Source organism: Oxalobacter paraformigenes (assembly GCF_000158475.2).
Classification (GTDB): Bacteria; Pseudomonadota; Gammaproteobacteria; order Burkholderiales; family Burkholderiaceae_D; genus Oxalobacter; species Oxalobacter paraformigenes.
On the sequence record NZ_KI392030.1, the window covers coordinates 194,068 to 213,835 of the forward strand.

Annotated in this window: 16 protein-coding genes; 10 read left to right on the forward strand and 6 right to left on the reverse strand. The window is 51.1% G+C overall.

Going from position 1 to position 19,768, the window contains the following annotated elements; translation table 11 throughout:
- Positions 1-31 precede the first annotated feature (31 nt).
- The 4 genes from metX to trpB all read left to right on the forward strand — a co-directional run bounded on the left by metX (position 32) and on the right by trpB (position 4,397).
- Positions 32-1,174 carry a homoserine O-succinyltransferase MetX gene (metX, locus tag OFAG_RS00915; RefSeq protein WP_005878237.1) on the forward strand — a complete coding sequence of 381 codons (1,143 nt, stop codon included), beginning with the start codon at positions 32-34 and terminating at the stop codon, positions 1,172-1,174.
- Entirely contained in the window at positions 1,171-1,791 is a 621-nt protein-coding gene (metW, locus tag OFAG_RS00920; protein ID WP_005878236.1) for a methionine biosynthesis protein MetW, read from the forward strand. The genes metX and metW overlap by 4 nt, the downstream gene beginning before the upstream one ends.
- Positions 1,791-3,029, forward strand: a complete 1,239-nt coding sequence (locus tag OFAG_RS00925) for an AmpG family muropeptide MFS transporter (protein WP_005878234.1) — start codon at positions 1,791-1,793, stop codon at positions 3,027-3,029. The genes metW and OFAG_RS00925 overlap by 1 nt, the downstream gene beginning before the upstream one ends.
- A gap of 165 nt (positions 3,030-3,194) precedes the next feature.
- On the forward strand, positions 3,195-4,397 hold the full coding sequence (gene trpB / locus OFAG_RS00930) for a tryptophan synthase subunit beta (RefSeq protein ID WP_005878232.1): 1,203 nt from the start codon (positions 3,195-3,197) through the stop codon (positions 4,395-4,397).
- On the opposite strand, the gene OFAG_RS00935 is transcribed toward trpB, so the two are convergent.
- A complete protein-coding gene (locus tag OFAG_RS00935) occupies positions 4,398-5,180 on the reverse strand; it encodes an exodeoxyribonuclease III (protein ID WP_005878231.1) in 783 nt (260 codons plus the stop codon). It lies immediately after the preceding gene.
- 121 nt (positions 5,181-5,301) lie between these two features.
- Here OFAG_RS00935 and pyrE point away from each other — a divergent pair, with 121 nt between their 5' ends.
- Positions 5,302-5,970, forward strand: coding sequence for an orotate phosphoribosyltransferase (pyrE, locus tag OFAG_RS00940; RefSeq protein WP_005878230.1), 669 nt, complete (start codon positions 5,302-5,304; stop codon positions 5,968-5,970).
- 37 nt (positions 5,971-6,007) lie between these two features.
- Here the strand turns inward: pyrE and OFAG_RS00945 are convergent, their stop codons facing one another.
- The 4 genes from OFAG_RS00945 to gpmA are packed head-to-tail and all read right to left on the reverse strand — an operon-like array spanning position 6,008 to position 10,413.
- Entirely contained in the window at positions 6,008-6,760 is a 753-nt protein-coding gene (locus tag OFAG_RS00945; RefSeq protein WP_040719397.1) for a HesA/MoeB/ThiF family protein, read from the reverse strand.
- On the reverse strand, positions 6,760-8,223 hold the full coding sequence (locus OFAG_RS00950; protein WP_005878228.1) for a S41 family peptidase: 1,464 nt from the start codon (positions 8,221-8,223) through the stop codon (positions 6,760-6,762). The genes OFAG_RS00945 and OFAG_RS00950 overlap by 1 nt, the downstream gene beginning before the upstream one ends.
- Positions 8,224-8,226: 3 nt before the next feature.
- Complete coding sequence (locus OFAG_RS00955; RefSeq protein ID WP_020994700.1) at positions 8,227-9,606, reverse strand: murein hydrolase activator EnvC family protein; 1,380 nt, start codon at positions 9,604-9,606, stop codon at positions 8,227-8,229.
- Between the two features lie 60 nt (positions 9,607-9,666).
- Entirely contained in the window at positions 9,667-10,413 is a 747-nt protein-coding gene (gpmA, locus tag OFAG_RS00960) for a 2,3-diphosphoglycerate-dependent phosphoglycerate mutase (RefSeq protein WP_005878226.1), read from the reverse strand.
- Between the two features lie 94 nt (positions 10,414-10,507).
- On the opposite strand from gpmA, the gene OFAG_RS00965 reads away from it, so the two are divergent.
- From OFAG_RS00965 to OFAG_RS00980, 4 genes are read left to right on the forward strand one after another with little or no spacing between them, the layout of a single operon-like run.
- Positions 10,508-10,906: a rhodanese-like domain-containing protein gene (locus tag OFAG_RS00965; RefSeq protein ID WP_005878225.1), complete on the forward strand. Its 399-nt coding sequence runs from the start codon at positions 10,508-10,510 to the stop codon at positions 10,904-10,906.
- Positions 10,907-10,918: 12 nt separating this feature from the next.
- The gene (grxC, locus tag OFAG_RS00970; RefSeq protein WP_020994701.1) at positions 10,919-11,182 is read left to right on the forward strand and encodes a glutaredoxin 3; all 264 of its coding nucleotides are present in this window, start codon (positions 10,919-10,921) and stop codon (positions 11,180-11,182) included.
- Between the two features lie 28 nt (positions 11,183-11,210).
- Positions 11,211-11,693, forward strand: coding sequence for a protein-export chaperone SecB (gene secB / locus OFAG_RS00975; protein WP_005878222.1), 483 nt, complete (start codon positions 11,211-11,213; stop codon positions 11,691-11,693).
- A 32-nt stretch (positions 11,694-11,725) separates the two neighbouring features.
- Positions 11,726-12,745, forward strand: coding sequence for an NAD(P)H-dependent glycerol-3-phosphate dehydrogenase (locus OFAG_RS00980; RefSeq protein WP_005878220.1), 1,020 nt, complete (start codon positions 11,726-11,728; stop codon positions 12,743-12,745).
- A gap of 51 nt (positions 12,746-12,796) precedes the next feature.
- On the opposite strand, the gene glnE is transcribed toward OFAG_RS00980, so the two are convergent.
- Positions 12,797-15,523 (reverse strand): bifunctional [glutamate--ammonia ligase]-adenylyl-L-tyrosine phosphorylase/[glutamate--ammonia-ligase] adenylyltransferase, encoded by a 2,727-nt coding sequence (glnE, locus tag OFAG_RS00985; protein ID WP_005878219.1) that lies wholly within the window; start codon positions 15,521-15,523, stop codon positions 12,797-12,799.
- A 121-nt stretch (positions 15,524-15,644) separates the two neighbouring features.
- Between glnE and OFAG_RS00990 the strand changes: the two genes are divergently transcribed.
- On the forward strand, positions 15,645-19,736 hold the full coding sequence (locus OFAG_RS00990; protein WP_020994702.1) for a YhdP family protein: 4,092 nt from the start codon (positions 15,645-15,647) through the stop codon (positions 19,734-19,736).
- The last annotated feature ends 32 nt before the right edge of the window (positions 19,737-19,768 follow it).

Consider the following 19,768-nt stretch of genomic DNA (forward strand, 5'->3'; position numbering starts at 1 on the left):
AAAAGCGGCCGCTTCATAAAGCAGAATATTCATGACATCAGTTGGAATCGTTTCACCACAGTCCATGCATTTTACGGAACCGCTTGTTCTGCAAAGCGGCGCCAGTATTGCCAATTACACCCTGGTTTATGAAACGTATGGCGAATTGAATGCGGATCGTTCCAATGCCGTGCTGATATGCCATGCGTTAAATGCGTCCCATCATGTGGCCGGTCTGTATGAGGGCGATCCCAGAAGTACGGGATGGTGGGATAATATGGTCGGTCCGGGCAAAGCAGTCGATACCGATCGTTTTTTCGTTATTGGCGTGAACAATCTCGGTTCCTGTTTCGGTTCAACCGGGCCAATGAATACCAACCCGGAAACGGGCAAGCCTTATGGCGCCGATTTTCCGGTGCTGACGGTGGAAGACTGGGTGAACGCACAGGCGCGGCTGGCGGATGTATTGGGCATAGAGAAGTTTGCAGCGGTTATGGGCGGCTCGCTTGGCGGAATGCAGGCGCTGGCCTGGAGCATGCAGTATCCGGACAGGGTCCGTCATGCTGTCGTCATCGCTTCGACAGCCCGGTTGTCCGCACAGAATATCGCGTTTAACGATGTAGCGCGTCAGGCGATATTGTCCGATCCCGATTTTCACGGCGGCGATTTTTACGCGTATGGCGTTGTGCCGAAAAACGGTTTGCGTGTCGCGCGCATGATCGGGCATATCACGTATCTGTCGAACGATGACATGTCGGAAAAATTCGGACGTGAGCTGCGTTCCGGCGAGTACAAGTTCGGCTATGGTGTCGAATTCGAGATTGAATCCTATTTGCACTATCAGGGCGAAAAGTTTTCCGCTTATTTTGACGCAAACACGTATCTGCTGATTACACGGGCACTGGATTATTTCGATCCGGCGGCACAGTACGGGGGCGATCTGGACAAGGCGCTGGCTGGCACCAGGGCGCAGTATCTGCTCGTTTCGTTTACGACGGACTGGCGTTTTTCACCGGAATGCAGCCGGGCTATCGTCCGTTCCCTGATCAGCAATGGACGGCAAGTGACGTATGCGGAAATAGATGCTCCCCACGGTCACGATGCTTTTTTGCTGGATGACGAGCGTTATCATGAAGTCGTTCGCGCCTATTACGAGCGCATCTGGCATGAAATCGGAAAGGATGGCCGCTCATGAATGTGCCGAAGCTGAAGAAATTGCGGGCCGATCTCGCGTTTATTGCAAATTGGGTGGAAAATGGCGCCCATGTACTCGATCTCGGATGCGGCGACGGGGCATTGCTGGAATATCTGCAGACCACGAAAGCCTGCACCGGCTACGGTGTCGAACTCGACGACCTGAAAATTCCCGGATGCGCACGCCGGGGAGTCAGTGTGATTCAGCACGATCTCGAAAGAGGCCTTCCCTTTTTCAAAAACGATTCGTTCGATTCGGTTTTATGCCTGTCGGCATTGCAGATGATGAAAAATGTGGAAGACTTGCTGCGCGAGATCGTTCGCGTGGGAAACGAAGCGATTGTTTCATTTCCCAATTTCGCCTATTGGCCGCATCGTTTCGCCTTGCTGAACGGTCATATGCCGGTTTCGACGGAATTGCCGTTTGAGTGGTACGACACGCCCAATCTGCGATGCGCCACCATACGGGATTTCGAAAATCTGGCTGAACAGGTAGGCCTGAAAGTGATTGATTGCGTCGCGCTTCATGATGGCAAGCCGGTCAAACTGGCGCCGAACTGGCGCGGCAGTCTTGCCATTTTCAGACTGCAGAAGAAAAATACCCTGATCCGCTCATAATGGCACTCTCGAAAAAATGGAAAGCCATGTTCGATCCGCGTTTGCTGATCTGTGTTTTTCTTGGTTTTTCTTCAGGTCTGCCCTTATTCATTCTGCTGACCTTGTTGCAGGCATGGCTGACAAAATCGGGGCTCAATGTCCAGGCGCTCGGTCTGTTCGCTCTGGTCATGTTCCCCTATACCTGGAAATTTCTCTGGGCTCCGTTGATGGACAGGTATGCTTTTCGCTGGCTGGGCCGTCGCCGGGGATGGATGGCGCTGACCCAGGTCGGCTTGTTCGTTTCAATCGGCTTGCTGGGGATGCTCGATCCCCGTGAACAGCTCGTTTTGGTCGGTTTACTGACCACGTTCATCGCGTTTCTTTCTTCCAGCCAGGACATTGTCGTTGACGCCTATCGGAGGGAATTGTTGCCGGATGAGGAGCAGGGATTGGGAAGCGCCATTCATGTCAACGCTTATCGGGTATCGGGCATGGTTCCAGGCGCTTTGTCCCTGATTCTGGCCGATATGATGAGTTGGCAGGCGGTATTCTGGATCACGGCCGCTTTCATGCTCCCGGGACTGGTCTGTACGCTGGTGATCCGGGAACCGGTAATTCATGGCGCTCCTCCGAAAACGATCCGGGAAGCGGTCGTTTTGCCTTTCACCGAATTTATCGGTCGTGCGGGCTGGAAAAGCGCTCTTTTGATTTTGACATTCATTTTTCTGTACAAACTGGGCGACAGTCTGGCGACGGCGCTGGCGACCAAGTTTTATCTCGATCTGGGTTTTACCATGACCCAGATCGGGGTGATCGCCAAAACGACCGGTTTCTGGGCCAGTTTGATCGGCGGTCTTCTTGGTGGCGTCTGGATTATCGGTCTGGGAATCAATCGGGCCTTGTGGGTTTTCGGGGCGGTTCAGGCGCTGGCCATTCTGGGGTTTTCATGGCTTTCTATGGGTAAAGCCGATCCGGTGCTGCTGGCGTTCGTGATCGGTTTCGAGGCGTTTGGCGTTGGCTTGGGCACGGCGGCTTTCGTCGCCTATATCGCGAAAACAACGGATGAACGCTACACGGCCACGCAATTTGCGTTATTTACCAGTCTGGCTGCTGTTCCGCGGACCTTCATCAATGCGTCAGCCGGTTATATTGTCGATATGACGGGCTGGTTCATGTTCTTCAACCTGTGTTTTATCCTTGCCTTGCCAGGTATGTTGTTGTTACCGAAGATTGCGCCCTGGCGGCAAAAACAAGAATAAATGCAGGAACATCGAAAAAAATCTCCGGTTGAGTGTAAAATTTTCGTCTTTGAAAGGATTGCTTATTGTCCGTTCGCAGGACATGAGTTATTGACAATAAAATGACACCCTGTTCATGGCGCAATGGTTCGGGTGCTTTGGGATAAGCGGCAAATGGGAGAATGTATGGCGCAGAAGTTTTTGGAAATGCCTGACAAGGACGGCTATTTCGGCGAATATGGCGGACAGATCGTTTCACCGGAGCTGAAAGCGGTAATGGATGAAATTGCCGCAGCCTATGAGGAAGTCAGTGAAACAAAAGAGTTTCAGGACGAATTGCAGGAACTGTATGCCGATTTTGTCGGCCGTCCAAGCCCCATTTTCTATGCAAAAAGACTGTCCGAAAAACAGGGTGGCGCGCGTATTTTTCTCAAACGGGAAGATCTGAATCATACGGGAGCGCACAAGATCAATCATTGCCTGGGACAGGCGCTTCTGGCCAAGCACATGGGCAAAACCAAAGTGCTCGCCGAAACGGGCGCAGGGCAGCATGGCGTGGCGTTGGCGACAGCTTGTGCGCTGGTAGGTATTCCCTGTGAAATTCACATGGGCGAAATCGATATCAAGAAAGAGCACCCGAATGTTACCAAGATGAAAATTCTGGGATGCAATCTGATTCCGGTTACACGTGGGGGGAAAACGCTGAAAGATGCGGTCGACAGTGCTTTCGAAGAATACCTGAAAGACCCTGAAAATTTCCTCTATGCCATCGGTTCGGTGGTCGGACCCCATCCATTTCCGAAGATGGTACGCGATTTCCAGAGCATTGTCGGAAGAGAAGCGCGTGCGCAATTTCTGGCGCGGGAAAACAAATTGCCGGATGTTGTGACCGCCTGTGTGGGCGGCGGTTCGAATGCTATCGGCATTTTTACCGAGTTTTTGCCTGATGAATCCGTCAGGCTGGTCGGTATCGAACCGGCAGGGAAGGGGCTCGATACTCCCGATAATGCCGCGACATTGAGTCTGGGCAAGAAGGGAACGCTCCACGGCTTCAAATGTTATACCTTGCAGGACGATAAAGGCGAACTGTTGCCGGTTTACTCCATCGCTTCCGGTCTTGATTATCCGGGTGTCGGTCCACAGCACTGTTATCTCAAGGACATCGGGCGCGTCGAATACGAAGCCATTACTGACAAGGAATGTCTCGACGCTTTCCTGACATTGTCGCGGGTTGAAGGCATTATTCCGGCACTGGAAAGTTCCCATGCGGTTGCCTATGCGATGAAAATCGCCAAAGAACTGGGGCCTGACAGGACTATTCTGGTCAACCTGTCGGGAAGAGGTGACAAGGACGCGGACTTTATCGCCAATTATCTGGGCATCAACTGATCAGATCGGGATATCGTACCAGATGGTCAGGGGCGCATGGTCAGAGAACCGTGTCTCCTTGTAGATACTGGCTGAAACGGCTTTTCCCGCTATACCGGGGGTGGCGATCTGATAGTCGATCCGCCATCCCACATTTTTTTGCCATGCCTGTCCGCGGTTGCTCCACCACGTGTACGATGCGTCTGTCGTGTCGGGGTGGAGGCATCTGTAAACATCGATCAGGCCCAGTTCATCCAGAATGCGGGACAGCCATGCCCGTTCTTCCGGCAGGAATCCCGAGTTTTTCTGATTGCTTTTCCAGTTTTTCAGATCGATTTCCTTGTGGGCGATATTCCAGTCGCCGCAAATAATGAATTCCCGTTCGCTTTCTTTCAGTTTTTCCAGAAAGGGAAAGAAGTGATCCATGAAGCGGAATTTCGCTTCCTGGCGTTCAGGAGAGGAAGAGCCGGATGGCGCATACAGCGACACCAGACTGAAGTCTTTATAGTCACATTGCAAATACCGGCCTTCGGCATCGAATTCGGGGCAACCGAAACCGCGGATGACCTTGTCCGGTTTGGTTTTGCTGTAAATGCCGACTCCTGAATATCCTTTTTTTTCTGCGCAACCGAAGTGTCCGTGGAAGAGGTCGGGGCTGGCGATGGCCGGTACAATATCATCAGGTTGCGCCTTGATTTCCTGCACGCAGACGAAATGCGAACCGGATTGGTGCATCCATTCCAGAAATCCTTTTCTGACAGCGGATCGGATACCGTTAAGATTGGCTGTAGTGATGGAAAACATAATATTCCCGCATGTAAAACCGGAATCATACTAGAAATAAAAGTCATTCGTGTGCTCTACCTGTTGCCTTCAGGGCAAGTTACAATAGCGCCATTCTTTTTTCAAAAACCGAGGTTAAAAAGTGAGTGCATTAAGAGAAGAATTCATCCGTTTCGCTGTCGATTGCGGTGTTTTGCGTTTTGGAGAATTTGTGACGAAGGCGGGCAGGACTTCTCCCTATTTTTTCAATGCCGGTTTGTTCAATGACGGCCAGTCGCTCGGAAAATTGGCCGATTATTATGCCGAGACCCTGCTTCAGTCCGGCACCGGTTTCGATATGCTGTTCGGACCGGCTTATAAAGGTATCCCTCTTGTGGCTGCTGTCGCCATCTCGCTGGCCCGGAAAGGACGTAACGTTCCATTTGCCTATAACCGCAAGGAAGCCAAGGATCATGGGGAAGGCGGGGTCATTGTCGGGGCTCCTCTGAAAGGTCGTGTTGTCATTGTTGACGATGTGATTTCCGCCGGCACGTCGGTTAACGGATCGGTTGGGATTATCCGGAAGTCCGGAGCCACGCCGGGGGCCGTACTGATTGCCCTGGACCGCATGGAGCGTTCCGGAAAAGACGATGCGCTATCGGCGTTTTCAGCCGTTCAGGAAGTCCAGCGGACTTACGATATGCCGGTTATTTCCATTTCCAACCTGGACGACCTTCTCGGTTATCTCGAAAAGGCGCGCGCCTCCGAAGAGATGGTTCAGTACGGAAAAGCGGTCAAGGCTTATCGGGATAAATACGGTGCGATAAACTAATTGAAAAGCCCCGTTCAGGGGCTTTTTTCAGGTGAATTCAGGGTCTTTTTGAACAGACCGGGCAGTCAGGATTCCGTTCTATGCCGATTTTTGTCCACTCCATAGTCAATGCGTCCAGAATCAGGAGCGAACCGGCCAGCGACTGGCCGATTCCTGAAGCCAGTTTAAGCGTTTCAGCCGCCTGCATGGTACCGATAATGCCGACCAGAGGTGCAAAAACACCGATTTGGGCGGCTCTGATATCTTCAAAATGCTGATCTTCCGGAAACAGGCAGGCATAGCAGGGCGAATTGTCCCGACGTGGGTCGTATACCGAAATCTGTCCATCGAAGCCGACAACCGCGCCGGAAACAAGCGGTTTCCCTTGACTCATGCAGGTACGGTTGATGGAAAGTCTCGTTTTGAAATTGTCGGTGCAATCCAGAACGACATCGGCCGTTTCAACCAGTGCCGGAAGACAGTCTTCATCCATGCGTTGGGTAACAGTCACGATATCGATTGTCGGATTGATCCGTTCAAGCGTCGTTTTTCCCGATTCCGCCTTGTTCATGCCGATCCGGTCGGTTGTATGCAGAATCTGGCGCTGGAGATTGGTCAATTCGACCCGGTCGTTATCCACCAGCGTGATTTTCCCGCATCCTCCAGAGGCCAGATAAAGCGAGGCCGGAGAGCCCAAACCGCCTGCGCCAATAACCAGTACATGCGACCGGGCGATTTTTTCCTGACCTTCATATCCGAGTTCGCCAAGAAGAATATGACGGGAATAGCGCTGCTCCTGCTCGTCATTCATCATTTGCTTTTTTCGACCGGATCACTGGATTTCTTGTTATCAGTACTGGCGTCTTTCACTTCCGTTTTCCTGTCTTCGATTTTGGTTTTGGACAGTTTGACCGGTTTCCCTTTCAGATGATTGATGGCCTGCATCAGCTGAAAATCTTTTTTCGTGCCGTATTCAATAGGTTTGTAGTTCTTGGCATTTTCCAGCAACCTGATTTCTTCCGCGGTATCGAGACGGTCTTCCGGTTTCGCTTCTTCTTCTCCATTGGTCAAATGTTTGGTCAGGTCGGCTTCACGGATTCTCAGACCATTGATGCCATCGCCTTCAGGCGTTTCATCCACCAGCAGATCCGGCACGATACCCTTGGCCTGTATGGAGCGGCCACTTGGGGTGTAATAGCGGGCTGTCGTCAGTTTGACTGCCGTATCCGGTGAAATCTGGCGAATGGTTTGCACCGAACCTTTTCCGAATGTCTGAGTTCCCATGATGGTGGCACGCTTGTGATCCTGCAAAGCACCCGCCACGATTTCGGATGCGGAAGCGGAACCGATGTTGACGAGAACCACTACGGGAACGGTTTTGATGGAAGCGGGAAGTTTTGCAAGCGGGTCGTTAATCGTTCTGCCGGCGTAGTACTCTGGACGCGCATAAAAAGTCGCTTTCGATTCCGGCAATTGGCCATTTGTGGAAACGATCAGCGAATCTTTCGGCAAAAATATCGAGGCGACTCCAATAGCGCCGGGAAGGATTCCGCCCGGGTCGTTTCGCAAATCCAGAACAATACCTTTGATGTTCGGATTTTTGGCATAAATGCGGTTGATATGAGTCACCAGATCTTCCACAGTCGGTTCCTGGAACTGGGCGACACGCAACCATGCATATCCAGGTTCGATAATTTTCGACTTGACGCTTTTTACCTGGATTTCTTCTCTGACGAGGGTGAGAACGATCGGTTTCGTCATGTTTTTGCGGGCAATCGTCAGGGTGATTTTGGTGTTGGGATCGCCTCGCATGATTTTGACCGCTTCATCCAGTGACAGTCCCTTGACTGATGTGCTGTCCAGTTTGGTGATCAGATCGCCGGGTTTGATACCGGCGCGATAAGCAGGCGTATCTTCAATAGGAGAAATGACCTTGACGTAGCCGTCTTCCATGCCGACTTCGATTCCCAGTCCCCCGAAGCGGCCCTGAGTGCCTTCTTTCAATTCCTGAAAGGCTTTTTTGTCGAGATAGGCGGAATGGGGATCAAGTGAGGAGACCATGCCCGAAATGGCTTCGGTCAACAGTTTTTTGTCTTCTACCGGTTCGACGTAATCCGACTTGATCAATCCGAATACATCAGCTAGCTGCCGCAATTCCTCAAGCGGCAATGGTGCTGTCTGTTTCTGGGCCATGGCGGAAAACTGGACTGAGGCGACCACGCCGACCACAATGCCCAGTCCAACCAGCAAAATATTCCGAAATTTGTTACCCATGTATCACCTTATCCAGTCCAGAGGATTATAGGCACGTCCATTGTGCCGTATTTCGAAGTATAACCCGGTTTCCGTATTCTCACCGCTGTTGCCGGCGCTGGCAATCGTGTCGCCGCCGGAGACATTATCGCCGACCCGTTTGTTTAGCGATTGAGCATTTCCGTATATGGTCATGTATTGATTGCCGTGATCGACAATTATCAGATTGCCGAAGCCGCGAAGAAAATCCGCAAAAACGACACGGCCGTTTGCGACAGAACGAACAGGAGCGCCTGCCGTCGTCTTGATGAAAATGCCTTTCCAGCTCGGGCCTTCCGCACGTTTCATGCCGTAATGGGCCGTTACGGTACCGGAAACAGGCATTTTCAGACGTCCGCGCATCTTTCCGAATGCACTGGCTGTATCCGGCTGGTAAGGCGCTTCTTTGACAAACCCGGTCTCGTATTCGGCCGGTCGGGATTTTTGGCCTCTTTTTGTTTTTCCAGGCTGTTTTCTTGCATTTTTTGCCGCAAGACGTCTTTCGGCTTCCTGTTTTGCTGCAGCTTTTCGTTGCGCTTCAATAGCCCGTGCGAGACGGCCGACAAGTCCTGCAAGCCGTTTTTCATCTTGCGCCAGCCGTTCAGCCTGTTTTTTCTGGGCATTCAGTTTTTTGGAAAGCTGGGCCAGCAGGATAGCGTGCTGGGCTTTTTCCTTTTCCAGCGCGTTTTTTTGCTGATGGGTCTTTGCAACTATTTTTTCCAGTTCCTGTTTGGATTGTGCGGTTTGCAGGCGTTTTGTATCGACAGTTTTCAGATTCTTTTTTAAGGCATTGATCAGTTCGGCGTAAGAGACGGAAAAATAGTTCATGTATTGCAACTCGCGACTGATCCTGTTGGGATTGTCGCCGGAAAAGAGCAGTTTCATCCGGTCTTCACTGCCGGTTATGTATTGCTCCCGCAGGATGTTTGCGAGCTGGCTTTGTTGCCGGGATACGGTTGCCAGGAGTTGACCCTGTTCCAGCGCAAGCTGCGAAAGCCTGTTTTCGGTTTGTGTTTTCTGTTTTCCGAGCTCGGAAAGGGAACGTTCGGTCGTGGAAATGGCTTTTTGGGATTGGGCAAGTTCTTCGGTGACCTTGTCTTTCGCTTTTTCTGTCCGGTTGATTTCCTTTTTGAGCGTAGCCAGCTGGCGGTTCAGATTTTTCTGTTTTGCCTCGGCTGCCTGTTTCTGCTTTGTCTTGTCCTGTGATTGGGTTGAAGCCGTTTTCTTGCTGTTATTTTTCCCGGAAGTTTTTTGGGCAGACTTTTTCTGTGGTCTGGATGCACCGGGTTTTGGCGCGGTCTGTGCGGCATGAACGGTCACAGAAGTGAAGACGAGCAGAAAAAAAAGAAAGATGACCTTTTTCATGCGTTTTGCAGAGCAAAAAATAGGTATGGTTTTGCCCGAACGTTAATTTATGCCGCAAAGTCAGCTTGCGCTACCCTGCGCTTCTACTTCCTGCAAGGCTTCGGCTATCTGTGCCGGATCGCCGAGGTAGTAGTGGCGAACCGGTTTCAGCTCGTCGTCCAGTTCGTAAACCAGCGGCTGTCCGGTGGGTATGTTCAGCAAGGCGATATCCTTGTCGCTGATATTGTCCAGTTCCTTGATCAGGGCGCGCAAACTGTTTCCATGTGCAGCGATCAGGATACGTTTTCCCTTGCGAATTTCAGGGGCGATCGATTCAAACCATAAAGGCTTCACCCTCGCCACTGTATCTTTGAGACTTTCCGTCAAAGGGATCCGTTCTTTTGATAAAGAAGCATACGCGGGATCGTTGTAGGAGGTTCGCGGATCATTGGGAAGGAGCGGTTCTGCCGCTACTTCGTAGCTTCTGCGCAACATATGAACCTTGTGCTCGCCATATTTTCTGGCTGTTTCGGCCTTGTTAAGGCCCTGAAGCGCGCCATAATGGCGTTCGTTCAGCCGCCAGTCACAGACAACGGGTACCCACATTTCGTCCATTTCATCGAGTACAATCCATAGGGTTCTGATCGCTCTTTTCAGTACGGAAGTGTAAGCCAGATCGAATTCGAAACCGGCTTCCCGCAGTATGCGCCCGGCCGCTTTGGCTTCTTTTTTGCCACGTTCTGTCAGGTCGACATCGGTCCAGCCGGTAAAGCGGTTTTCATAGTTCCAGATGGATTGGCCGTGCCGCATGAAAACTATTTTATGCATAATCGAAATGAAAATAAGTTAACCCGAATGTCTCGTGTCTTTCTATTTTATAATGTATCGGTTTGTTATCGTTGACTTCTAGCAGGATAAACTCGTGAATTTTATTAGAGACAACATTTTTCTTATCTGCGTGGCCCTTTATTGTATCGGTGCACTGGCATGGCCCTACATTCGCAAAGGCGCAAAAATTACCAATTCCCAGGCGACAAAAATCATCAATAAGGGAAAAACCGCCATTATCGATATACGGGACCAGAAGCAGTATCAGGCCGGCCATATTCTGAATGCCATTCATGTTCCTTTCTCCAATTTGGAGCAGCGGGTTTCAAAACTGGAAAAATTCAAGGGACAACCTGTTATTATCGTCGACGAATCCGGGAAAGAATCGGACAAGGCTGCCGCTATCCTGAAAAAGGAAGGGTTCAGTCAGGTAAACATTTTAAAGGGTGGTATGTCGTCGTGGGTGGGTGAAGGCCTGCCCGTCACCAAATGAAAGGATATGGATATGACAGCTCGTGTGGTGATGTACAGTACTGCTGTTTGCCCTTATTGCAGAATGGCGGAGCAGCTTCTGAAGTCCCGTGGCGTAACGGATATTGAAAAAATCCTGATCGATGCCAACGAAAATCTTCGTGCCGAGATGATCGGGAAAACGAACCGCCGTACGGTGCCCCAAATATTCATCGGGGATACGCATGTAGGGGGGTTCGACGATTTGTCCGCTTTGGATAAAGAGGGAAAACTGTTGCCTCTTTTGCAATCTGCCTAATATTTTCATTAATTTTTTCGGAGTAACCATGTCATCCGAGGTTTCACAACCCGTTTTTCAGATCCAGACCGTTTATCTTAAAGATATGTCGCTGGAACAGCCTCATTCGCCGGCTATCTTTCTCGAAAAGAAAATGCCGGAACTGGAAGTGTCCCTGAATGTCGGTTTCGAATCCCTGGCGGAAACCACTTTTGAATCGACTGTGACCATAACCGTCACGGCGAAAATCGGCGATAAAACCGCTTATCTTGTAGAAGGGAAACAGGCCGGTATTTTTGAAATAAGCGGATTTCCCAAAGAAGCCATGGATCAGGTATTGGCTATTACCTGTCCTACCATTGTGTATCCTTATCTTCGCGCCAATATTGCGGATATGATTTTAAGAGCCGGTTTCCCACCGGCTCATCTGGCCGAGATCAATTTCGAAGCCTATTATCGTGATCGTATTCAGCAGAAAGCGCAAAAACAGGAAGCTGAAGCGCAAACGGATACGGCCAATGTCCCGCATTGAGCGGGTTCTTTCCGTTTTTTGAACCACAAAAGATGAATATTACTGTCCTCGGTGCGGGCGCCTGGGGCACCGCGATGGCCATCAATCTTGCATTGCGACATACCGTCGTCTTGTGGGATCGAAAAAGCAGTGTCATTGTTGAAGCCGGAAAGACCCGTCAGAACAAGGTAGGGCTGCCCGGCTTCACATTGCCGGAACCCTTGAAACTGACAACGGATTTCGATGCGGCGGTTTCGCATGCAAACGGACGGGACGGGATAGTGATAATCGCGACTTCGGTGGCCGGTCTACGTGACGTTTCCCGAAATCTCCGGGATGAGGGAATCGTCAATCTGATCTGGCTTTGCAAAGGTTTTGAGGAAAATACCGGCCTGATGCCTAATCAGGTCATTTCCGAGGTAACCGGTAACCGGATGAATACAGGCGTTCTTTCCGGGCCGTCTTTTGCGCAGGAAGTCGCAGCCGGTTTGCCATGCGCTTTGACGATTGCCTCAAAGTCTCCCACGCTTCGCCAGGTGGCAGTCGATGCCATCAATGGCGGTAACATGCGTATTTATTCAAGCGATGATATAACCGGTGTGGAAGTCGGGGGTGCAGTCAAAAACATTCTTGCAATTGCCACTGGCATGTCAGATGGACTGGAGCTTGGCATGAACGCAAGAGCCGCGCTGATTACGCGTGGTCTGGCCGAAATCACCCGTTTGGGTGTCGCCCTGGGGGGCAGGCCGGAAACATTCATGGGCCTGACGGGCATGGGCGATCTCATACTGACCTGTACTGGCGACCTGTCCCGCAATCGCAGGGTCGGACTTGGGCTTGCCAAGGGAAAATCCCTCGAGACGGTTATCGCCGAGCTGGGACACGTGGCAGAAGGTGTTCGCTGCGCACAAACCGTCAAGCTTCTGGCGGCCAGAATGGGAGTGGAAATGCCGATTGCCAATGCGGTTGCAGGCATTCTTTTCGATAAGGTTTCCATCAAGAGTACAGTATCCCAGCTGCTGTCGCGTCATGTGCGGGATGAGGCGGATGTTCTTTACAGCAAGGACAACTGAGCGCCGAAAAAAGTTTTTCATGGCTGAAGGCCGGTTCCTGCCAATCCGTTCCTATCCAAAAACCTGTTTCCACAGTTTTTTCACTTCATCGCTCTGTTCGATAACGCTTTCCGGCGTCACTTTCGCCTGTTCCGCTCCCTGCATGCGAATCTGATGCTGGAGTTTCCGGAAGTTGCGGTAAATGGCCGAGACTTTTTCGCCGGAATCTTTTGGAATCAGACCCAATCCCTCGCTCATTTTCAATAGGGCGATATTGCCGAAGTTTTCTGTCAATTCAGGGTATTGCAACGAATACTCCAGGACAAGATATTGCACGATGAATTCGATATCGATCATGCCTCCGGCATCGTGCTTCAGATCGAACAGGGCAGAACGGTTCGGATGGGCGTCATGAATTCTCTGCCGCATTTCAAGAATTTTTTCCCTGAGCCAGGCCGGATCGCGGGGCTGGCGGAGAATACGGTTGCGCAAGGCTTCAAAGCGTTTGCCGATCGTTTCGTCTCCCGCACAAAAGCGGGCGCGTGTCAGGGCCTGATGTTCCCATGCCCAGGCGGATTCGTTCTGATACCGTTCGAACGACTCGAAGCTGGATACCATCAATCCGCTGGCTCCGTCCGGTCTCAAGGCAATGTCGATATCGAAAAGGATACCCGCTGAAGTAGGACTGGTCATCCAGGTAATGAAACGCTGGGCCAGACGGGCATATAACATGGGGGCATCGGCATGATCGTCTTCGTAAAGAAAGATGAGGTCAAGATCGGAGGCATAGCCCAGTTCTTTTCCGCCGAGCTTTCCGTAGGCGATGACTGCAAAGCGGGGGGTATCCCTGTGGCGTTTCGGCATGGCAAGCCAGACTTCCCGTAAAGTGGCCTCGACGATAATATCGGCCAGTTTCGACAGATGATCGGCCAGCCGCTCGACTGTCAGGCCGCCTGCCAGGTCTTGTGCCAGAAAACGGAAAAGCTGGGCATGATGGGCTTCTCTCAATGTATCCATCAACCGTTCGGTGTCACTGCGCTGATTTTCCAGTTGCCGGTCGAGTTCCGAGGTAAAAAAATGCCAGTCTGGCGGCGCCAGCAGCGTTCGGGCATCCAACAATTCATCCAGCAGTATGGGATGCCTGGTCAGATACCTTGCCGCCCATTCACTGGCATCGAGCATTTTCATGAGCCGGTGGGCGGCGGCCGGATATTCGGTCAGCAGGGAAAGATAGGCCGTGCGGCGGGCAATGGATTCGAAAAAATCCAGAAGCCGGCCGAGCGTCACTAACGGATCGTGAGCGCTGGCCCGGAGTTCGGGCAGAAGGGAATTGATGAGGGAAATCAGTTTTGTCCGGTTATTGTCGGACAGGGATAAAATCCGGTTTGTTTTCCAGAATGCCAGCATCCGTTGCGCGGCCGCTTTGGTGTCTGCAAAGCCAAGCATCTCGAATTTCGTTTGCAGGGTATGGATTTGTTCTTCTTCTGTCTGGCTGGAAAGTAGCGGTTGGGGAATGACGGGTTTTGACTGATCCTGGGGCGTCGATTTGTCGCTGAAAATGGCGTCGAATTGGGCGGAAACGAATTCCCGGTGTTTTTGCAAGGTGCCTAGCAACTGGCGAGAATCGTCCATTCCCATCGCCTGTGCAATCAACAAAAGGTCGTTTTCGTTTGATGGAAGGGAATGTACCTGCGCATCGTCAAGATACTGGATGCGATGTTCCAGATTACGGAGAAAAGTATAGGAATCGAGCAGGGCATTGACGGTTTCTTCGTCAAGCTGTCTTTTCTCCGCAAGAATGTGAAGGGTGTTGCGGGTCGATCTATCCTGTAAGGCCTGATCGCGGCCGCCACGGATCAACTGGAACATTTGGGCCAGAAATTCGATTTCCCTGATCCCTCCCCGTCCCAGTTTGACGTTGTTGCTGCGTTCGGGATGGAGCCTTTCCTGGCGTACCACATCCGCACGGATTTGCTGGTGCAAGTTGCGAATGGCATCAATAACGCTGAAATCGAGATACCGGCGGTAAATGAAAGGGCGGACGATGCGCTGCAATGTTTCAATATCTTCCGGATTCCCCGTAACAGCCCGTGCCTTGATCCAGGCGTAACGTTCCCATTCACGGCCCTGTACGATCAGATATTGTTCGACCATGCCAATGCTGGCGACGAGGGGGCCCGATGCGCCATTGGGACGCAAGGCCATATCTACCCGGAAAGTAAATCCGTCTTCGGTAATTTCGGAAAGCGCACCAATGAAGCGTTTGCCAAGCCGGGTGAAAAATTCCTGATTGGACAGAAGCCGTTGTCCCGGCCGGGACGATACGGTATCTCCGTTTTCGGGATAAACGAAAATCAGGTCGATATCCGAGGAGACATTCAGCTCACGGCCTCCCAGTTTGCCCATTCCCAAAACGATCATTTCCTGTTTTTTCCCCGATTGCGCTCCCATGGGAACACCGTGGATATCAGCCAGTTCGTCATAAATGGACGCCAGATGGGTGCGGATGGCGAATTCGGCAAACAGTGTCATGGCTTCCACCACTTCGGACAAGTCCGCTTTTCCCGAAAGATCGCGTTCGATAATGGTACAGACAAGCAGATTCCTGATTCTGCGCATGGCTCTTGGCAGCGAGTAACCGCTATCCGTTTCCTGTTTCAACAAGGCTGGAAAATCCAGCCGGTTCAACGGCGTTTGACTCAGGGCCTGTATTTTCGGCTGACGTTTTTCACGATCGGCGTTTAACCAGTGCAGGTAAAAGCGGGAAGCCTGTTCTGCCGGAATTAATGAAGGTTTCATTTTTGTAACAGCGGGTAAATATCGTTTTGCGCAAGATTAACCGGGGTTATTCTGGGCCATGGTTTAAAAATTGATGCGACACTGTGGTATTTTACGTTTATTACTTGTTTTCTCATATGTGATGCAATCAGATCGGCAGGAAAATCGGAAATCCACGGAAAAACGGAATACGTTCTGGACGCGTTCTGCAGATGTGCTTGGCGATTTCGCTTACCGTTACCGGTCTTTTTTAAGGACTGCCTTAACAGGCTTCTTTATCTTTTACCTGCTTGTGGCGAGTGTTTTTCTGGGGGTTCGTTATCTTGTGTTGCCACATGTCAGCGCTTACAAGTCCGAACTTGAAACATTGGCCAGTGAATCGATCGGCAGGCCGGTTACGTTTTCCCGGGTTTCCGCTTCCTGGTATGGACTTCAGCCTAAAATCGATCTTGAAAATGTGAGGGTGGCCGACAGTAACGGTAATGAAGTCGTCAGACTGGAGAATGTGTCGGCGATTGTTTCGTGGTGGTCTTTGCCGCTGATGGATGTCAGACTGGCCTCGTTACAGATCGACAGGCCGGATATCACCGTCATGCGGGACAAGCAGGGACGTTTTCATGTGGCCGGTGTGCTTGTCGATCCTGCGGCACAGAATGAAAACAGCATTGCCGACTGGATTTTAAAGCAGCACGAGATTGTCCTTAGTGACGGTGTGCTGCACTGGAAAGACGAATTTCGTAATGGTGCCGAACTGAATCTGGAACAGGTCGATTTTGCCATGAAGAATCGCGGGCGCAGGCACAAGTTTCGGATGACTGCTGTTCCGGATTCACAATTGACGGGCTCGCTGGATATCCGGGGTAATCTTTTGCATCCACGGTTCGCGGACAAAATATCCGATATTTCCAGATGGAAGGGCGAGCTCTATGTCGATATGTCCGGTGTCGATATGGCAGAATGGAAAAGACTGGCCGATTTTCCGATCGGCCTGATTAGCGGACGGGGGGCCGTCCAGGCCTGGTTGACGCTGGATGAATTTCAGCTGACCGGCTTGACGGCAGACATTGATGGGGAAGATATCCGGCTAAAGATGGAAGCGACGTTGCCTCAGCTTGATTTGCTGAAGGCGTCCGGACGCCTTTCAATCCAGAAAACCGGCAGGCCGCCTCTCGTCAAGGGAGCGGAAGCGAAACCGGTCTATTCGTATTCCGCCAGTCATTTGTCGCTGGAAACCCTGAACCGGAAAAAACTTGACGATGCCAGTTTTTCTGTCACGTATGTTCCGGGGGAAGCAAATGCGCCTGATGAGGCGATGGTTGAAGCGGAGAGACTGGACGTCGGGGAGCTGAAAGCGTTTCTTCCTTATCTGCCGCTCGACGAAGATATCCGTCGGCAAATCGATAAATATGATTTTTCAGGCAGAGTATCCAATTTCTTTCTGGACTGGAAAAAAACATCGGCGGAAAAGAGTTCGTATCTGATCAAAGGCCATTTCGACGGTTTGACATTCATGGAAAAGCCGGGAAATGAAGAGACCCGCTTGAAGAAGACTCCCGCTTTAATGTCTGCGATTTCGGCAAATCTGGGGTTTGAAAATCTGACGGGATCGATTTCCGTCAATGAATATGGCGGTAATCTGGAACTGGATTCCAGGCATTCTGCACTGGTTTTGCCGCTTTATCCGAAAACCCTGCCGCAGAAATTCGACGAACTGAAGGCACGGTTGCAATGGAAACGTTCCCATGAAAATGTTCTTGCGGTCGAGGTGGAAGAACTGTCGTTTTTGCAAAGGGGAATGCGTGCGGATGTTTCGGGCCGATATACGAACAGTCTCGACGATAAGACAAACCGATATGGTTCTCTGGATTTATCGGCAAAAATCCAAAATCTGGATATCGCTGATGTAAAAAAATATATCCCGCTTCAGACTCCCGAAACGCTGCATCAATGGCTTTTCGGCGCCTTGAAGGGAGGCAGGGTCAGTGAAGGGATGATCCAGATAAAAGGCGATCTGGCCGATTTCCCATATGCCAGCGGTAAAACAGAAGGTCTTTTTACGGTTCAGGCGAAACTGGTTGATGGTGCATTGAATTATGCGCCTACCCTGCTTTCGCCGGACGGAAGGCGGCCGCTCTGGCCGGTTATCGAAAAGATACAGGGTCAGTTTCAAATGAATGGCGCCCTTCTGGCAATTCATGCGGACAAGGCATTGACGAATAATGTCGAATTGAAAAACGTGGAAGTCGTGATTCCCGATGTTCTGGCAAACAACCCCCTTCTGGAGGTCAAAGGCGACGCGGATGGAACCCTTCAGAATCTGGTCGGGTTCGTCAATGTAACGCCCGTTTCTGACTGGATCGGCCATTTGACTGAAAAGACGGTGGCATCGGGGAACGCCGCGTTGGCGCTGAAATTGCAATTGCCGATTGAAAGGCTGGAGAGCTCAACAGTTGCCGGTACATTGCGGTTCAACGACAACGATATCGTTTTGCTGGAAGATTTGCCGGTCATTGCGAAAACGCAGGGTCAGCTTCATTTTTCCGAAAAGGGTTTCAGGCTGGAAAAAATAAAGGCCAGCTTTTTGAATGAGCCGGTGACGGTATCGGGTGGTACGCTGGCTGGCGGCCGTTTTCTGGTACGTGCGGACGGGGTATTGAGTGCCCGGGGGCTGCAACGGACGTATGCGACCGGAATGATGGGCAAGATGATGGAAAAACTGGCGGGTAGCTCTCCTTATGTCGTCAATGTCAGCGATAGTGAAATACGTATCGATTCCGGTTTGAAGGGGTTGAAAATCGGTTTGCCCGCTCCACTGGGCAAGCAGGCAATCAGTACGGTTCCGTTGAAAATCGTGCTTAAAGACCGGCCCGCGTCCGGAAATATCTTGCGTGATGAACTCGATATCGCTTATGGCGACAATATGTCGGCCAGGTACATGCGCCAAAAAACGAAACAGGGAAACTGGCGGGTTGTCCGGGGCAATATCGGGATCAATAAGAGCATGGAGCCGAAGGAAGGGCTTTCCCTCGATCTGAGTTTGCACAATATCGATTTCAATGAATGGAGCGATGTTTTAAAGGATTTTTATTCCGTAGGCGGTGAAAGTGCGCCAGCTTCGTCAGGAAGCGACGGACTGGCCCAGTACTTGTATCCCGACCATTTTTCCGTTGATGCTGATGAAATGACGGCAATGGATTTGTGGCTGACCAATGCGCGATTGGACGGAACGCGTCAATCCGGGCGCTGGGATATCGCAATCCGCTCCGATCAGATGAATGGCCAGTTGAAATGGATTGAAGGTTCTGGAAAAACAGAGGAAGGCAAGCTGGTGGCGCGTCTCAAATCCCTGAATATTTTGCAATCGTCTCTGAAAAAAGTATCGGACATGACGGGCAGGGAAGATATTTACCGGATTCCTGCACTGGACATCGTAACGGACGATCTGGTTCTGTTCGGTATCCATTTGGGCAAGACCGAGATTGTCGCCAATAACGTTTCGTTTAAAGATGGCAGGGAATGGAGAATCAATCGCCTGAAAATCGCCAATCCTGATGCCGTGCTTGAATCATCGGGAAGCTGGATTACGTCCGCGGAAAATCGCCAGCAGACCAAACTGAATTACGTACTGAACATAAAAAATGCCGGTAAATTGCTGACCCGTTTCGGCTACAATGATCTCATCAGGGGCGGTCACGGGGAAATGAAGGGTGATATCAGTTGGGACGGGTTGCCTTTCGCCTTGGACATTCCGTCTTTATCGGGTAAATTGTCGCTTAAAGTAGAATCCGGGCAATTTTTGAAAGCCGATCCTGGCGCGGCCAAATTGTTAAGTGTGATCAGTCTGCAGTCTTTGCCACGCCGTCTGAATCTGGATTTTCGCGATGTTTTCTCAAAAGGGTTCGCCTTTGATGAAATTACAGCCAATGCCCGGATTGCCAACGGCATAATGACGACGGAAAACCTGAAAATGAACGGAGTCAACGCGGCGGTGTTGATGGACGGTAGCGTCAATATTGGGGAAGAATCGCAGAACCTGCACGTTGTCGTGATTCCCGAAATCAACGCTGCAGCCGCTTCAATTGCTTACGGTTTTGTCAATCCGGCTATTGGAATCGGTACGTTTCTTGCCCAGATGTTTTTGCGGGAACCCTTGATGAAACAGTTTACGCATGAATATCGCGTCACCGGTTCCTGGAATGACCCGTCTATCCAGGAAATCAAAAGCGGGTCGTAAAGTTGGCCTGAACAGACTGTTTATGGGGAGAA

Bases quoted from the DNA above. Each gene is read 5' to 3' on its own strand.
- metX (WP_005878237.1), top strand. From the start codon at position 32: ATGACATCAGTTGGAATCGTTTCACCACAGTCCATGCATTTTACGGAA.
- metW (WP_005878236.1), top strand. From the start codon at position 1,171: ATGAATGTGCCGAAGCTGAAGAAATTGCGGGCCGATCTCGCGTTTATT.
- OFAG_RS00925 (WP_005878234.1), top strand. From the start codon at position 1,791: ATGGCACTCTCGAAAAAATGGAAAGCCATGTTCGATCCGCGTTTGCTG.
- trpB (WP_005878232.1), top strand. From the start codon at position 3,195: ATGGCGCAGAAGTTTTTGGAAATGCCTGACAAGGACGGCTATTTCGGC.
- OFAG_RS00935 (WP_005878231.1), bottom strand. From the start codon at position 5,180: ATGTTTTCCATCACTACAGCCAATCTTAACGGTATCCGATCCGCTGTC.
- OFAG_RS00945 (WP_040719397.1), bottom strand. From the start codon at position 6,760: ATGAATGACGAGCAGGAGCAGCGCTATTCCCGTCATATTCTTCTTGGC.
- OFAG_RS00950 (WP_005878228.1), bottom strand. From the start codon at position 8,223: ATGGGTAACAAATTTCGGAATATTTTGCTGGTTGGACTGGGCATTGTG.
- OFAG_RS00955 (WP_020994700.1), bottom strand. From the start codon at position 9,606: ATGAAAAAGGTCATCTTTCTTTTTTTTCTGCTCGTCTTCACTTCTGTG.
- gpmA (WP_005878226.1), bottom strand. From the start codon at position 10,413: ATGCATAAAATAGTTTTCATGCGGCACGGCCAATCCATCTGGAACTAT.
- grxC (WP_020994701.1), top strand. From the start codon at position 10,919: ATGACAGCTCGTGTGGTGATGTACAGTACTGCTGTTTGCCCTTATTGC.
- secB (WP_005878222.1), top strand. From the start codon at position 11,211: ATGTCATCCGAGGTTTCACAACCCGTTTTTCAGATCCAGACCGTTTAT.
- OFAG_RS00980 (WP_005878220.1), top strand. From the start codon at position 11,726: ATGAATATTACTGTCCTCGGTGCGGGCGCCTGGGGCACCGCGATGGCC.
- glnE (WP_005878219.1), bottom strand. From the start codon at position 15,523: ATGAAACCTTCATTAATTCCGGCAGAACAGGCTTCCCGCTTTTACCTG.
- OFAG_RS00990 (WP_020994702.1), top strand. From the start codon at position 15,645: ATGCAATCAGATCGGCAGGAAAATCGGAAATCCACGGAAAAACGGAAT.